A 15,487-nucleotide genomic window follows, 5' to 3' on the forward strand; every position below is an offset into this window, starting at 1 on the left:
AACAGAGTGGTTAACGGCACTAATACTGATACCTTGGAAACTATTTAGTTTAGTCGGCTGTTATGAGTGTGTTTAGTGCCCATGAGAATGATACGGGTAACATGACGTGATTGAGAATCACCCTGGAGGGCAAAATTTAAATTATGAGACGCAGGTCAACATATGGAGGTAAACGCAAAACGGTAACCGCAAGGTTACCGTTTTTAATGTTTTCACCCTCTCCCGTGGGAGAGGGGCGGGGTGAGGGCATCAGACCGCACTATTTTTGTAGGCCCGGTAAGCGCAGCGCCACCGGGCAATACAGACGGGCAATGAATCAGTAGTAAGAGTGCTCGCCGCGCTGGTGTTCGGTCAGGTCACGCACGCCTTTCAGTTCCGGGAACTCGTTCAGCAGCTGCTTCTCGATCCCTTCTTTCAGGGTCACATCGACCATGGAGCAACCGTTACAGCCGCCGCCAAACTGCAGAATTGCGTAGCCTTCGTCGGTGATTTCCATCAGGGAAACGCGACCACCGTGACCGGCCAGCTGCGGGTTGATCTGGGATTGCAGCAGATACTCTACGCGCTCCATCAGCGGGGCATCGTCAGATACTTTACGCATTTTGGCGTTTGGCGCTTTCAGCGTCAGCTGCGAGCCCAGCTGGTCGGTGACGAAGTCGATCTCCGCATCTTCAAGATACGGCGCGCTCAGCTCATCAACATATGCCGTGAGCTGGTCAAATTTAAGGGCAGTGTCAGTTGCTTCCACCGCGTCTGGCGGACAATAGGAGACACCACATTCTGCATTCGGAGTGCCTGGATTGATCACAAACACGCGGATCTGCGTCCCTTCTTCCTGATTTGCCAGCAGTTTGGCAAAGTGCGCTTGTGCAGAATCGGAAATACGGATCATAGCTTTGGCCTAATAGTTGACTAAATTACCTGGGTATAATCATACGCCCATTGGAGAAGGGCTACAAGGTACGGCACAGACACCATACCTGAACCGACGCGGCGCCGCTTTGCAAAAGCAGTCGGGAAAGTTCAGCAACGGTACTGCCTGTGGTGACGACATCATCCACAATCGCGATATGGAGCCCTTTGACGGCGAATTCAAGGCGAAAGGCGTTTTTGAGGTTCCTTTTGCGAAGCCGGGCGCTCAGCTGATGCTGAATGGCGGTGGCATGGCGGCGCGTCAGCGCAGCGGCAGGGTACTGACAGCCGAGCCACCGGGCGAGCGGGCGACAGAGTAGGTCGCTCTGGTTGTAGCCGCGTCGCCAGTGACGGCGCCGGTATAAGGGCACATTCAGCACCATATCCACTTTCGGCAGCGCGCGCGTGCGCCGTGCCTGCAACACCGCCAGCAATAACAGGCAGGCGAGAGGGCGAGCCAGCGCAATCTGGCCGGAAAACTTCAGCGCGTGGATAAGCCTGCTTAACGGTGGAACGTAATCATCGACCGCCACCAGGGCGCTCCACGGTGGTGGCTTCTTCAGGCAGCGACCGCAGGGAAACTGTGGACTGTACGCCGGTAAACCGCACTGCGGGCAGGTCGTGATACTACTTGCCAGCGAACGCGTGCAGACGGAACAGACTCCCCACGCGCTCAGCGCAAGTGGCATTCGACATAGCCAGCACAAGCCGGGCACTGTTAGCATAGACAACCTCCATGTAAAAAAGAGAACAGTAACTGATGAAGACGCTGTGGTGGCAGACCGTAGGGACGGGAAATCGCCATCTTGTGCTGCTGCACGGATGGGGACTGAATGCGGAAGTATGGCATTGCGTAAATGAGGAACTTGCCTCGCATTTCACGCTGCATCTGGTGGATTTACCCGGTTTTGGCCGCAGCCGGGGCTATGGGGCGATGTCGCTTGACGAAATGGCGCAGCAGGTTCTGGCCGCCGCACCGCAACAGGCCATCTGGCTCGGCTGGAGTCTGGGCGGGCTGGTGGCAAGTGAGGTTGCATTAACGAACCCTGAACGCGTGCAGGCGCTGGTAACGGTGGCCTCGTCGCCGAACTTCAGTGCGCAGGAGGAGTGGCCGGGTATTAAGCCGGACGTACTGAGCAACTTCCAGCGGCAGTTGAGCGAAGATTACCAGCGAACGGTAGAACGCTTCCTGGCCCTGCAGACGATGGGGACAGAGAGCGCCCGTAAGGATGCTCGTCTGCTGAAGCAGACCGTGCTGTCGCTGCCGATGCCGGATGTGGAGGTACTGAACGGGGGACTCGAATTACTGAAAACGGTCGACCTGCGTGAGCCGCTGACCGCGCTGGCGGTGCCGCACCTGCGCATTTATGGTTATCTGGATGGGCTGGTTCCACGCAAAGTGGTGCCACTGCTGGATGAACTGTGGCCAGAGAGTCAATCGCTGACAATCGCCAAAGCGGCTCATGCGCCGTTTATCTCGCATCCTGACGAGTTTTGTTCAGCGTTGATCGCCTTCAGTCACGAAGTGCCCACCACTCCCTGAGACAGGCTTTCCCTTCCGGGCAATGTTTACAACTGCCGGACAGACAACCGTCCGGCTCTTCCTGAATACGTATGGCTTTCCCCATCGCTTCCAGTCTTTCCAGCATGGCATCGATCATCGGCTGCGGCGTATGCAGGCTGAGGCTCAGCTGTTTTGCCTCCATACGCCCCTGCAACGCCAGTAAATCACGAACCTGAATCAACGATGCCATGGCTCCCCCTAGTGACAGTCGCCCGCCGGGCTGTTGCAGCAGGTCGCGGCGGTTTTACGGTTTGCCAGCAGGTTGATATCGACGCGGCTGCGTGCCCGGCGTAGCAGACCGAGAACGAGCACGTTAAACAGCACAACCGCCAGGATGCAGACCAGGCTGTAGCGCGGATGCTGGCTGAAGTTAACGGTCTGGTAAAAGAGCGTCGCCAGCGAGTAGGCGATGTTTAAGCCCCACAGGATGGAGAACCCCATCCAGCCGCGGCTGGACTCACGGGCTATCGCCCCCATCACCGAGATGCACGGAATATAGAGCAGGACAAAGATGAGGTAGCTGTAGGCCGCTGACGCGCTGCCAAATTTCTCGCTCATCACGCCCATGGCACCGGTGGCCATTTCGCCGTCGCCCTTGCTGGCTTCAATAGGGTTCGCCAGTACGCTCAGGCTGAAGGTGTCTTTCAGGCTCTGCCAGGTCTCTTCCACCGCGCCGAGCAGTTCATCACCGAGGTGGAACGCTGCCGGGTTAAACTCTTCTTCCTGGATATTCTCAGCGGTGTAAAGCGTGTTCAGGGTGCCGACCACCACCTCTTTTGCCATCGCGCCGGTGAACAGGCCAACGGTCGCCTGCCAGTTGTCTTCATGCACGCCAATCGGTTTAAACACCGGGGTAATGACGCGGCTCACGGAGGCGAGGGCGGAGTCGTTGATGTTATCCGCCGCCTGCCCGCTCAGGGTGAAACTGTTCAGCGCGCTCAGGAAGATGCTGACGATAACAATCACTTTACCGGCGCGCAGCACAAAACCTTTCAGGCGCTGCCAGGTCTGGATCGCCAGGCTTTTCAGATGCGGCACGTGATACACCGGCAGTTCCATCACAAACGGCGACGCTTCCCCACGCATGATGGTGTGTTTAAGCATGAGCCCGGTCAGGATCGCCATCACGATGCCCAGCACATACAGCGAGAAGACCGCCAGTGCCCCTTCCTGACCAAAGAAGGCCGCGGCAAAGACCGCAAAGATAGCCAGTCGAGCCCCGCAGGACATAAATGGCGCCATCATGATGGTCATCAGACGTTCGCGGGGCGCATCAAGCGTGCGCGCACCCATTACCGACGGCACGTTACAGCCGAAGCCGACAATCAGCGGGACGAAGGATTTACCTGGCAGACCCAGGGCCTGCATCAGACGATCCATCACGAAAGCCGCACGCGCCATGTAACCGGAGTCCTCTAGGAACGAGAGGAACAGGTACATCATGCCGATTTGCGGTACCAGCGGCAGAACGGTGTTGATACCACCACCGATCCCCTGGGCGAGGAAAATGGTCAGCCATTCCGGGAAGTGCAGGGTGTAGCCCAGCCACTGAATACCGTGGACAAATATCGCCACAGAACCAGCATCGAAAATAGGCTGTAGCGCGCCACCGATGTTAATGGCGAGCAGGAACATCAGGTACATGACCAGTAAAAAGATCGGCAAACCGAGGAAGCGGTTAAGCACAATCTTGTCCACGGCGGCCGTAAAGCGGCTTGGCTCAGCCGTCAGGGCATTACTGACCACGTCGCAAATGGCGGCGATGGCCTGATAGCGCGCGTCGGCGATGTGCAGGGCCGGGTCATCGAGCTCATCGCTCAGACGCGCCAGCGCCACGTCCAGTTTGTCTGCGGCATGGCCCGCATAGGCGCGGCTGTAGATATCGCCTTCCAGCATCTGCAGGCCGAGCCACAGGCGCTGTCTGGCGGGCATGCTGTTGTCCATCTCCTGCGCCAGCAGACCGGCTTCGCGCAGAAGCGGTTGCGCATAGTGCACCAGCTCAACGTCGGCGTTGCCCGCGTGGCGGTCAATGGCCAGCTTCAGTGCGTCAATTCCGCGGGCACGGGTAGAAACCAGCGGCACTACCGGGCAGCCCAGACGCGCGGAGAGGGCGTCGACGTCGATACGCAGCTTTTGTTTCTCTGCGATGTCGAGCATGTTGAGCGCCACAATGCAGGGGATCCCCAGCTCGAGCAGCTGCAGCGTCAGATAGAGGTTACGCTCCAGGTTAGATGCATCGACCACGTTGATTAACAGGTCCGCATCGCCACTCAGAATATAGTGACAGGCAATCTGCTCATCGAGCGAGGTTTGTGACGAAATGGTGGTTAAGGAGTAGGTGCCGGGCAGATCCACCAGGGTGACTTGATTGTCTGTCGTGGTGAACTGGCCTTCTTTACGTTCAACCGTTACGCCCGCCCAGTTACCCACACGCTGGCGTGCACCGGTGAGCTGGTTAAATAACGTTGTCTTGCCGGAATTAGGATTGCCAATTAAGCCAATAGTTAATTTTTTCATTGTTTTCGACTCACTGAAACCGCTGGCTTGTTATTGTGATAAGGCTTCGACTTCAATTAATGCGAGGTCTTTTTTACGCAGTACCAGATTCACGCGCCGGGTTTCGATATGAACGGGATCACCTAACGGGGCCACGCGCACTACCTGGAATGACGAGCCGGGGAGCATGCCCAGCGACAGCAGCTTTTGCCGATAGGCCGGGCTAATTTCGCGGGTAAAACCGGTAATTTTCCATGCACTGTCTGGAGTGAATTGCATAATGCCTGATTCCACGGAAGGTTAAATTATCTACTATGGGATGATAATGAGAATAGTTTTTATCAGCAATATGAAAACTGTGACGGAATGTTGTTAAGCGTATTAATTTACGGCCTGTTTGACCTTGCTCAATATTTGCTGAATTACGGGGCAGGGAATAATAAATGTATTTGTTAACGGAGTGATAAATGGTGGTTTAAATATGGATATGCAATCGGTTTCATCTCTTGCGATATAATTTGTCCCCTCACCCCGGCCCTCTCCCACAGGGAGAGGGTGTTCAAGTTCCCTCTCCCCTTTGGGGAGAGGGTTAGGGTGAGGGGCATTTACAACCTTAGCGTTTCTTACCCATCGCGGCCGCCAGCGCATCCATCATTGCGCTGTTACCCGCTGGCTGCGCATCACGCCCGCGCGGCTTCGCGCCTTTAGCGGCAGGGCGCTGCTGCTCACGGCCACCGCCGTTACTGCCGCGGCGCGCGTTGGTTTCACCTGGCTGCTCGTCCAGACGCATGGTCAGGGCGATTCGCTTGCGCTGCAGGTCCACTTCCAGCACTTTCACCTTCACGATATCGCCCGCTTTGACCACCGTATGAGGATCTTCAACGAACTTATCGGCGAGCGATGAGATATGCACCAGGCCATCCTGATGCACGCCGATATCGACAAAAGCGCCAAAATTAGTGACGTTGGTGACGGCGCCTTCCAGCACCATGCCCGGCAGCAGGTCGTTCATGGTCTCGATGCCGTCGGCAAAGGTCGCGGTTTTGAACTCAGGACGCGGATCGCGGCCCGGTTTTTCCAGCTCTTTGATGATGTCGGTCACGGTCGGCACGCCGAACTGCTCGTCGGTGAAATCGACCGCTTTCAGGTTGCGCAGCGCGTTGCTGTCGCCCATCAGGTCTTTGAGTGCCTGCTGGGTCGCTGCCAGTATGCGCTCAACCACCGGGTAGGCTTCCGGGTGAACGGTTGACGCATCCAGCGGGTTATCGCCGTGGTTGATGCGCAGGAAGCCCGCACACTGCTCAAACGCTTTCGGCCCCAGACGGCTTACCTTCAGCAACTGCTGGCGGTTCTGGAACTGACCGTTCTCATCACGCCAGGCAACGATGTTCTGCGCCATCATGCGGGTTAAGCCTGCAACGCGGGTCAGCAGAGGAACGGAGGCGGTGTTCAGGTCCACGCCCACGGCGTTTACGCAATCTTCCACCACCGCATCCAGCTTACGCGCCAGTTGCGTCTGGCTCACGTCGTGCTGATACTGGCCCACACCGATGGATTTCGGGTCGATCTTCACCAGTTCCGCCAGCGGATCCTGCAGACGACGGGCGATAGAGACCGCACCGCGCAGGGAGACGTCCAGGTCCGGGAACTCCTGGGCCGCCAGCTCTGACGCAGAATAGACGGACGCCCCGGCCTCGCTGACGATCACTTTCTGCGCCGTCACTTTCGGGAACTGTTTCTGCACGTCGAGGTAGAAACGTTCGGTTTCGCGGGAGGCCGTACCGTTGCCGATAGCCACCAGCTCAACGTTATATTTCTCGCACAGTGCGGCCACCACTACAGCAGCCTTCGCCGCCTGACCGGTATGCGGGTAAATGGTGTCGGTTGCCACCAGCTTGCCGGTACCGTCAACCACCGCCACTTTTACGCCGGTACGCAGACCCGGATCGAGACCCATGGTCGCACGCAGGCCAGCAGGTGCGGCCATCAGCAGATCATGCAGGTTACGGGCAAAGACGTTGATTGCTTCGTCTTCCGCACGCTCGCGCACGGTGCCCATCAGTTCGGTTTCGAGGTGCATCAGCACCTTAATGCGCCACGTCCAGCTCACCACGCCTTTACGCCAGTTGTCTGCCGGGGCGTTATTCAGGCGCAGGCCGAGGTGATCGGTGATGATCTGCTCGCAGTGGCTCTCTTTTGGCGGCTCATCAAACTGCGGGTCGGCGTTGAGAGAGAGCTGCAGCACGCCTTCATTACGGCCGCGGAACATGGCAAGCGCACGGTGAGAAGGCACGGTTGAAATCGGTTCGTGGTGATCGAAGTAGTCGCGGAATTTCGCGCCTTCCTCTTCTTTGCCTGCCACCACGGTAGAGACGATGTGGGCGTTCTTCCACAGATAATCACGCACACGGGAGAGCAGGGCGGCATCCTCGGAGAAGCGCTCCATCAGAATGTAGCGTGCGCCATCAAGGGCCGCTTTGGTGTCTGCCACGCCTTTGTCAGCGTCGATAAATTTGGCCGCTTCGGTTTCCGGGTCGTGTGACGGTTCGTTCCACAGCAGCTCGGCCAGCGGCTCCAGACCTGCTTCAATTGCAATCTGCCCGCGCGTACGGCGCTTCGGTTTGTAGGGCAGATAGAGGTCTTCGAGTTCAGTTTTGCTCAGGGTGCCGTTAATGGCCTTTTCCAGATCGCTGGTCAGTTTGCCCTGTTCGCCGATGGATTTGAGGATTGCCTGACGGCGGTCTTCCAGTTCACGGAGGTAGCCCAGACGGGTCTCCAGGTTACGCAGCTGCGTGTCATCCAGACCGCCGGTGACTTCCTTACGATAACGTGCAATAAACGGCACGGTGTTCCCTTCATCAAGCAGGCGAACGGCAGCTTCTACCTGTTCGGCTCTGGCCTGAAGTTCACCCGCAATAATGCGGCAGAGCGAATCTTTCATCATGGCTTTATCATCTTGTGGGTCAAAAATCAGGGGATAGTTATACGGGCTGACACGGTAAAATGCCAGCCGTGGAGGGCGCTCTCGGACTATTTTACGTAGGTGATCTCATTGACGTACCAGCTCGCTTCTCCGGCAGGCGTCTGGACGACGGCTAAATCACCCACCTCCTTTTTCAGCAGCGCGCGGGCCATCGGCGAGTCGATGGAGATGTAATCCTTACGTCCAAAAATTTCGTCGTACCCGACAATGCGAAAGCGCAGGGTATTGCCATCATCATTCTCGATCTCTACCCACGCGCCGAAGAAGACTTTGCCCTCCTGCTGCGGTGAATAATCGACAATTTTAAGATTCTCGAGACATTTGGTCAGATAGCGTACCCGACGGTCGATCTCACGCAGCCGCTTTTTGTTGTACTGGTAGTCAGCATTTTCGCTGCGGTCGCCCAGGCTTGCCGCCCAGGTGACTTTTTTGGTCACTTCCGGACGCTCTTCGCGCCACAGGTAATCCATCTCTTTTTTGAGTTTTTCGTACCCTTCGCGGGTGATCAGGGGCGTTTTCATACTGTGACCTTCAGACTCGACTTCATTGCAAACATTGCGCACATTACGTATCACGTAGTCTCTCAGACAGCGTTAATAATCATTTATGTGATGAATTGTGCAGATAAGCTGCTGTTAAATATGCTTTGTAACAATTTCGACTAGAATTTATACCAGAATTCGCTGGTCGAACCCGTGCACTTTTTTAGAATACGCTGTTATTAGACTATCCGAACCTTTGGGAGTACACACAATGCAAGAGAACTACAAAATTCTGGTCGTGGATGACGACATGCGCCTGCGTGCGCTGCTGGAACGTTATCTGACCGAGCAGGGCTTCCAGGTTCGTAGCGTCGCGAACGCCGAGCAGATGGACCGCCTGCTGACCCGTGAATCCTTCCATCTGATGGTCCTCGACCTGATGCTGCCGGGCGAAGACGGGCTCTCTATCTGCCGCCGCCTGCGCAGCCAGAGCAACCCCATGCCAATCATTATGGTGACGGCGAAAGGGGAAGAGGTCGACCGTATCGTGGGCCTCGAAATTGGCGCTGACGACTACATTCCTAAACCGTTTAACCCGCGTGAACTGCTGGCGCGTATTCGGGCCGTGCTGCGCCGTCAGGCGAACGAACTGCCAGGCGCACCGTCGCAGGAAGAAGCGGTGATTGCGTTCGGGAAGTTCAAGCTGAACCTCGGTACGCGTGAGATGTTCCGTGAAGACGAGCCAATGCCGCTCACCAGCGGCGAGTTCGCGGTACTGAAAGCGCTGGTCAGCCACCCGCGTGAGCCGCTCTCCCGTGACAAGCTGATGAACCTGGCGCGCGGCCGTGAATACTCGGCAATGGAACGTTCCATCGACGTGCAGATCTCTCGTCTGCGCCGCATGGTGGAAGAAGATCCGGCGCATCCTCGTTATATTCAGACCGTATGGGGTCTGGGCTACGTGTTCGTCCCGGACGGCGCTAAAGCATGAGGCGAATGCGCTTCTCACCGCGAAGCTCGTTTGCCCGTACCCTGCTTTTGATTGTCACCTTGCTGTTTGTCAGCCTGGTGACAACCTACCTGGTGGTGCTGAACTTTGCGATCCTGCCGAGCCTTCAGCAGTTTAATAAGGTCCTCGCGTACGAAGTGCGTATGCTGATGACCGATAAACTGCAGCTGGAGGACGGCACGCAGTTAGTGGTTCCTCCGGCGTTTCGCCGTGAAATCTACCGTGAACTGGGCATTTCGCTCTATTCGAATGAAGCGGCGGAAGACGCAGGTCTGCGCTGGGCGCAGCACTATGAATTCCTCAGCCAGCAGATGGCGCAGCAGCTGGGGGGCCCGACGGAGGTGCGTGTTGAGGTCAACAAAAGCTCGCCGGTCGTCTGGCTGAAAACCTGGCTGTCGCCCAATATCTGGGTGCGCGTTCCGCTGACCGAAATCCACCAGGGCGACTTCTCGCCGCTGTTCCGCTACACCCTTGCCATCATGCTGTTAGCGATAGGCGGCGCGTGGCTGTTTATCCGTATACAGAACCGACCGCTGGTCGACCTGGAACACGCTGCGCTCCAGGTCGGTAAAGGGATCATTCCGCCGCCGCTACGTGAATATGGCGCATCGGAGGTGCGTTCGGTGACGCGCGCGTTTAATCATATGGCGGCTGGCGTCAAACAGCTGGCGGATGACCGTACGCTGCTGATGGCGGGCGTCAGCCATGATCTGCGTACGCCACTCACGCGTATCCGACTGGCGACGGAGATGATGGGCGAAGAGGACGGTTATCTCGCCGAGTCCATCAACAAGGATATCGAAGAGTGTAACGCCATCATTGAGCAGTTCATTGACTACCTGCGTACCGGGCAGGAGATGCCGATGGAGATGGCTGACCTGAACGCGGTGCTGGGCGAAGTGGTGGCGGCTGAAAGCGGCTACGAGCGTGAGATTGATACCGACCTTCAGGCCGGTGAAATTCAGGTTCGTATGCACCCGCTCTCCATCAAGCGCGCGGTGGCAAATATGGTGGTGAATGCGGCCCGCTACGGTAATGGCTGGATTAAAGTCAGCAGCGGATCGGAACTCAACCGCGCCTGGTTCCAGGTGGAAGATGACGGTCCGGGTATCAAGCCCGAGCAGCGTAAGCATCTGTTCCAGCCGTTTGTGCGCGGCGACAGCGCGCGCAGCACCAGCGGAACCGGTTTAGGCCTGGCGATTGTGCAGCGTATTGTTGATAACCATAACGGGTTGCTGGAGATTGGTACCAGCGAGCGGGGTGGGTTGAGCATTCGCGCCTGGTTGCCTGTGCCGGTGACGCGGGGGCAGGTGAAAGAGGGTTAATCGGGGTGCGGCCTGATGCCCTCACCCCGGCCCTCTCCCATGGGGAGAGGGAGAAACCATTAAAAAAGGCAACTTTCGTTGCCTTTTTGCTTTTACCTACAGCTTCGGTCCCGCACTCACCAGCGCTTCACCCGCCGGGGTATCGGTATACTTCTCGAAGTTCTCAATAAACAGCTTCGCCAGCGTTTCCGCTTTCTCACGCCACTGTTCCGGGGAACCGTAGGTGTTACGCGGGTCAAGGATATGCGTATCCACGCCCGGCAGCGCCGTTGGAATAGCCAGATCAAACATCGGCAGGGTGAAGGTTTCAGCGTTATCCAGAGAACCATCCAGAATGGCGTCGATAATGGCGCGGGTATCTTTGATGGAGATACGCTTGCCGGTACCGTTCCAGCCGGTGTTAACCAGGTACGCCTGCGCCCCGGAGGCCTGCATGCGTTTTACCAGCACTTCTGCGTACTGCGTCGGGTGCAGCGACAGGAAGGCCGCGCCGAAGCAGGCGGAGAACGTTGGGGTTGGCTCCGTCACGCCCCGCTCGGTGCCCGCCAGTTTGGCGGTAAAACCGGAGAGGAAATGATACTGCGTCTGGCTGGCGGTCAGGCGGGAAACCGGCGGCAGCACGCCGAACGCATCCGCCGTCAGGAAAATCACCTTCGTCGCATGACCTGCTTTCGACACCGGTTTCACAATGTTGTCGATGTGGTAGATCGGGTAGGAAACGCGGGTGTTTTCGGTTTTGGATGCGTCGTCGAAGTCGATAGAGCCGTCGGCACGTACGGTGACGTTTTCCAGCAGCGCATCGCGGCGGATGGCATGGAAGATATCCGGCTCAGCTTCTTCAGACAGACGAATGGTCTTCGCGTAGCAACCGCCTTCGAAGTTAAACACGCCGTCGTCATCCCAGCCATGCTCGTCATCCCCAATCAGCCGACGTTTTGGATCGGTAGACAGGGTGGTTTTACCGGTGCCGGACAGGCCGAAGAACACCGCCACATCCCCTTTTTCACCGACGTTCGCTGAGCAGTGCATAGAGGCGATACCGCGCAGCGGCAGCAGGTAGTTCATGACCGAGAACATGCCTTTCTTCATCTCGCCGCCGTACCAGGTACCGCCAATCAGCTGGATACGCTCGGTCAGGTTAAAGGCGATAAAGTTCTCGGAGTTCAGGCCCTGCTCTTGCCACTGTGGGTTGGTGCATTTGGCACCGTTCATCACGATGAAATCGGGTTTGAACGTCTGCAGCTCTTCGTCGGTTGGACGAATAAACATGTTTTTCACGAAATGCGCCTGCCAGGCCACTTCGGTGATAAAACGCACGGAAAGACGGGTGTCGGCGTTAGCGCCGCAGAAAGCGTCGACAATGAACAGACGCTTGCCGGAAAGTTGTTGGGTGACGAGCCCTTTCAGATGCTGCCAGGTTTCCGGGGAGAGCGGTTTGTTATCGTTCTTCCCTTTGCCCTTGTCAGCCCACCACAGCGTGTCGCGGGTGGTTTCGTCTCGGACGATATACTTATCTTTCGGCGAACGACCGGTAAAGATACCGGTATCGACGGCGATAGCACCAAGGTTAGTCAACACACCTCGCTCGTATCCTTCCAGTGCTGGATTGAGCTCTTCCTGATACAGCGTATCGTAATCGGGGTTGTAGACGATTTTCTGGACGTCGTGAATACCATAAGCCTTGAGATCTTGCGGGGTTAAACCAGTAACACGCATATCACTGCTCCTTAGCCAATATGTACTGCCTGAAATTGTAGGGTTTTTCTGAGGTTGTTAACCGCGACGGGGCTCATAGATTTACGTATCTGGTCAAAACCCTTACTAACGGAAAACGCTGCGACTCCAGTCACAGGGCAGGCGGATTATCGCAGGAATCGCTTTTTTGTTGGGGAAAATGTTCCGAAAAGGTTAATGGCTGGTGATTTTATCGGAAAGAATGTGAATGTAATCGCATACACGTAAGAAAATTACGTAAGGGTTACAGTATGAAAACGATTCATGTCGTCCGCGGATTGATGAAACAATACGCTTTTCTGGAAAAGGGATGAGAGATGGAAAACAGTGAAACGTTATCCCCTTCAACGCGCCTGGCCATCGTGCTGGTGGGCGCTTTACAGGGGCTGATTTGCTACGGGATTAGCGAGTACATCGCGTATGCGAAATTGCCATCCGATACGGTGTGGTCTTTGTGCGTGATGCCTGCAACGGTGGCGATGACCGCCACTGTCGCGCTTTCCGTGACGTCATTCAGAAAACCGTTACTCTGGCTGGCGCTCGCGATCGTTGGCGCTGTTGTCGCCGGTATGGGGGCCTGGCTTAAGTGGAGCGTGTCCGGGCTTGAACACTGGGAAATTAAAGAGGCCGTGCTTGTCTGGGGCTTTCATCTTCTGTTGATGATGCTATTGATGTTGCCATGGCTGCAAAGGCGTCTGTCGCCTGCGACGACGGCCTCGTTCTACAGTGATTTTTACGATAAGCACTGGCACAACGCGCTGACTATACTCACTATTTTTATCTCCAACGGCCTCTTCTGGCTGGTGCTTTTCCTCTGGGCTGAACTCTTCAAACTCATTGGCATTCAGTTTTTTGATCGCCTTTTCTTCCAGTCTGACTGGTTTATTTCAGTGGCGATTGGCGTGGTTTCTGCCAGTGTCGCCGTGCTGGCGCGTATGCAGGTGCGCTTGATGCGCGCATTACAAAATCTGCTTACCCTGATCGCCACTGGCCTGTTGCCTCTGATGGCGGCCTTAGCCCTGCTGTTTATTGGCGCATTGCCCGTGATGGGCTTTGAGGCCATTTCAGCACGGATATCCGCGGCGGGCCTGCTGACCGCCTTAGCGCTACTGCTCCTTTTTCTGGTGACGATTGTCTGGCATCCGCAGCGTCAGACGCTACCTTACTATGCGCTTCTCAACGGGATGGTTCGTCTCGCCATCGCTATCGTTCCCGCCTATCCGGTGTTAGCAGGGTGGGCGTTATGGCTGCGCATTTCGCAATATGGCTGGTCGCCGGAGCGTCTGTATGGCGTGCTCATTACGCTGGTAGCGCTGGTCTGGGCGGTAGGATTTTGCATAAGCGTTGTCTTCTGTCGCCGCCAGGCACAAAAGCTGCAGGCGTCCGTTATCCCGCTAACGGGGTTACTTGCGCTTATTCTCCTGATCCTGATTCATACGCCGGTGCTTGATCCGTGGCGTATCAGCGTTGAAAGCCACATGTCCCGTTATCATGACGGGCGCATCAACGCGGATCAGGTCAGCCTGTATATGCTCAGCAACAGCGGGCGTAAGGGACGCGAAGCCATGCAGACGCTGCAATACGATCGGCAGTTTATGGCTGAGCCAAAGCGCCAGCGTGAGCTGTACGGCCTTCTCAGCGGAAACCGGGACGGAGCAGGGAAGATGACAGCCGGGATGCTTGAGAAGCAGTTCACACTCGCACCGGGTACGTCTCCCCCCGACAAGGGGTTATGGCAGGCGATGCTGAATAACCTGTACCGATTTGATTCCTGCAGTCGCGAGCGGAAAACCTGCTTACTGATGTCGCTGGATCTGAATGGCGACGGCAAGCCTGAAGCGGTGATTTATCAGTTTAGCGACCGCACGATTGTGGTGTACACGCAAACCGGTACCGGCTGGAAGCTGGCAGGCGATACCTGGAAAATGCCTGATGGTTTATCACGGGAAGAGCTGGAACGCGCAGTGCAGCAGGGGAAGGTAAAACCCGTTGTGAAGCCGTGGGCGGATATTGAGATCTTCGGTGAACGCGTAGAGATAAACTACGATAATGCACTGGTGCGTTAACAAAACGGCTCCTTGTGGAGCCGTTGCTTTATGAATCAGTGAACCTGCGGATCCGCCGGAGAGGCGTTGTTGCGGATCTCAGCGATATCCATCGAGTTGAACACATAGTGCGTACCGCAGTAGTCACAGTGCATATCGATTTCACCGTCTTCAGCCATAATGCTGTCGATCTCTTCATCCGGCAGGGTTTTCAGTGCGCCAGCGCAGCGTTCACGTGAACAGGTGCACTTAAACTCCACGGCTTGTGGATCGTAAACCGTCACCTCTTCTTCATGATACAGACGCCACAGCACATCGGTCGCCGACAGGTTGAACAGCTCTTCCGCCTTGATGGTTTCGGTCAGCGTCGCCAGGTGCTCAAAATCATTGGTCTGCGCATCCTGTGCGGGCAGAACCTGCAGCAGCATACCGCCTGCAGCGGGTTGCCCGTCTACTTCACCGGTACGGATGAACAGGCGAGTTGGCAGCTGTTCTGAACGCATGAAGTAATCTTCCAGACAGGCGGCCAGGGTATCGCCTTCCAGACCGACCACGCCCTGATAGCGTTCACCTTCTTCCGGGGAGATGGTGATCACCAGGTAGCCATTCCCCACCAGCGTTTTCAGGTCGGCATTTTCAGGAACGTCGCCCTGAACGCGCGCGACGCCGCGCATCTGCTGCTGATTGTTACCGTTGATCACGGCCAGCGACATCGGGCCATCACCCTGCAGCTGCACGGTGATATCACCGGCAAACTTCAGCGTGGCGGTCAGCAGGCTGGTGGCAACCAGCAGTTCGCCCAACAGGGTTTTCACCGGCAGCGGGTAGTTGTGGTTTTCCAGAATCTGTTTCCAGGTTTCGGATACGGTGACCAGCTCGCCACGCACGGCGAATTGTTCAAACAGATAGCGGTGTAATTGGTCGTGTTGGGCCATAA

13 protein-coding genes are annotated in these 15,487 nt (G+C 56.5%); 4 read left to right on the forward strand and 9 right to left on the reverse strand.

Annotation, left to right across the window (positions count from 1 at the left end; genetic code table 11):
* Positions 1-316: 316 nt before the first annotated feature.
* Both nfuA and gntX read right to left on the reverse strand, forming a co-directional pair.
* Positions 317-892 (reverse strand): Fe-S biogenesis protein NfuA, encoded by a 576-nt coding sequence (gene nfuA, locus ACMWKA_RS16835; RefSeq protein WP_013099096.1) that lies wholly within the window; start codon positions 890-892, stop codon positions 317-319.
* A gap of 61 nt (positions 893-953) precedes the next feature.
* Positions 954-1,637 carry a DNA utilization protein GntX gene (gntX, locus tag ACMWKA_RS16840; RefSeq protein WP_414760439.1) on the reverse strand — a complete coding sequence of 228 codons (684 nt, stop codon included), beginning with the start codon at positions 1,635-1,637 and terminating at the stop codon, positions 954-956.
* 35 nt (positions 1,638-1,672) lie between these two features.
* Between gntX and bioH the strand changes: the two genes are divergently transcribed.
* Positions 1,673-2,455 (forward strand): pimeloyl-ACP methyl ester esterase BioH, encoded by a 783-nt coding sequence (bioH, locus tag ACMWKA_RS16845; protein WP_262812393.1) that lies wholly within the window; start codon positions 1,673-1,675, stop codon positions 2,453-2,455.
* On the opposite strand, the gene feoC is transcribed toward bioH, so the two are convergent.
* The 5 genes from feoC to greB all read right to left on the reverse strand — a co-directional run bounded on the left by feoC (position 2,427) and on the right by greB (position 8,476).
* Positions 2,427-2,666 (reverse strand): [Fe-S]-dependent transcriptional repressor FeoC, encoded by a 240-nt coding sequence (gene feoC, locus ACMWKA_RS16850; protein WP_013099093.1) that lies wholly within the window; start codon positions 2,664-2,666, stop codon positions 2,427-2,429. The two genes, bioH and feoC, sit on opposite strands and share 29 nt — an antisense overlap.
* Positions 2,667-2,674: 8 nt before the next feature.
* Complete coding sequence (gene feoB, locus ACMWKA_RS16855) at positions 2,675-4,993, reverse strand: Fe(2+) transporter permease subunit FeoB (protein ID WP_029882174.1); 2,319 nt, start codon at positions 4,991-4,993, stop codon at positions 2,675-2,677.
* Positions 4,994-5,023: 30 nt separating this feature from the next.
* Complete coding sequence (feoA, locus tag ACMWKA_RS16860; protein ID WP_010436417.1) at positions 5,024-5,251, reverse strand: ferrous iron transporter A; 228 nt, start codon at positions 5,249-5,251, stop codon at positions 5,024-5,026.
* 334 nt (positions 5,252-5,585) lie between these two features.
* Complete coding sequence (locus ACMWKA_RS16865) at positions 5,586-7,916, reverse strand: Tex family protein (protein ID WP_343482594.1); 2,331 nt, start codon at positions 7,914-7,916, stop codon at positions 5,586-5,588.
* Between the two features lie 86 nt (positions 7,917-8,002).
* The gene (gene greB / locus ACMWKA_RS16870; RefSeq protein WP_013099090.1) at positions 8,003-8,476 is read right to left on the reverse strand and encodes a transcription elongation factor GreB; all 474 of its coding nucleotides are present in this window, start codon (positions 8,474-8,476) and stop codon (positions 8,003-8,005) included.
* 232 nt (positions 8,477-8,708) lie between these two features.
* On the opposite strand from greB, the gene ompR reads away from it, so the two are divergent.
* Both ompR and envZ read left to right on the forward strand, forming a co-directional pair.
* Entirely contained in the window at positions 8,709-9,428 is a 720-nt protein-coding gene (gene ompR, locus ACMWKA_RS16875) for a two-component system response regulator OmpR (protein ID WP_006177890.1), read from the forward strand.
* Positions 9,425-10,771: a two-component system sensor histidine kinase EnvZ gene (envZ, locus tag ACMWKA_RS16880; protein WP_029882169.1), complete on the forward strand. Its 1,347-nt coding sequence runs from the start codon at positions 9,425-9,427 to the stop codon at positions 10,769-10,771. The genes ompR and envZ overlap by 4 nt, the downstream gene beginning before the upstream one ends.
* Before the next feature lie 96 nt (positions 10,772-10,867).
* Here the strand turns inward: envZ and pckA are convergent, their stop codons facing one another.
* Positions 10,868-12,487 (reverse strand): phosphoenolpyruvate carboxykinase (ATP), encoded by a 1,620-nt coding sequence (gene pckA, locus ACMWKA_RS16885; RefSeq protein WP_414760440.1) that lies wholly within the window; start codon positions 12,485-12,487, stop codon positions 10,868-10,870.
* 335 nt (positions 12,488-12,822) lie between these two features.
* Between pckA and ACMWKA_RS16890 the strand changes: the two genes are divergently transcribed.
* Positions 12,823-14,571, forward strand: coding sequence for a DUF4153 domain-containing protein (locus ACMWKA_RS16890; RefSeq protein ID WP_129327958.1), 1,749 nt, complete (start codon positions 12,823-12,825; stop codon positions 14,569-14,571).
* Positions 14,572-14,606: 35 nt separating this feature from the next.
* Here the strand turns inward: ACMWKA_RS16890 and hslO are convergent, their stop codons facing one another.
* Entirely contained in the window at positions 14,607-15,485 is an 879-nt protein-coding gene (gene hslO, locus ACMWKA_RS16895; RefSeq protein ID WP_013099084.1) for an Hsp33 family molecular chaperone HslO, read from the reverse strand.
* Positions 15,486-15,487: the final 2 nt, after the last annotated feature.

The sequence above is a fragment of the Enterobacter sp. 03-F-07-AD-ECC genome, from assembly GCF_047530935.1.
Classification (GTDB): Bacteria; Pseudomonadota; Gammaproteobacteria; order Enterobacterales; family Enterobacteriaceae; genus Enterobacter; species Enterobacter cloacae.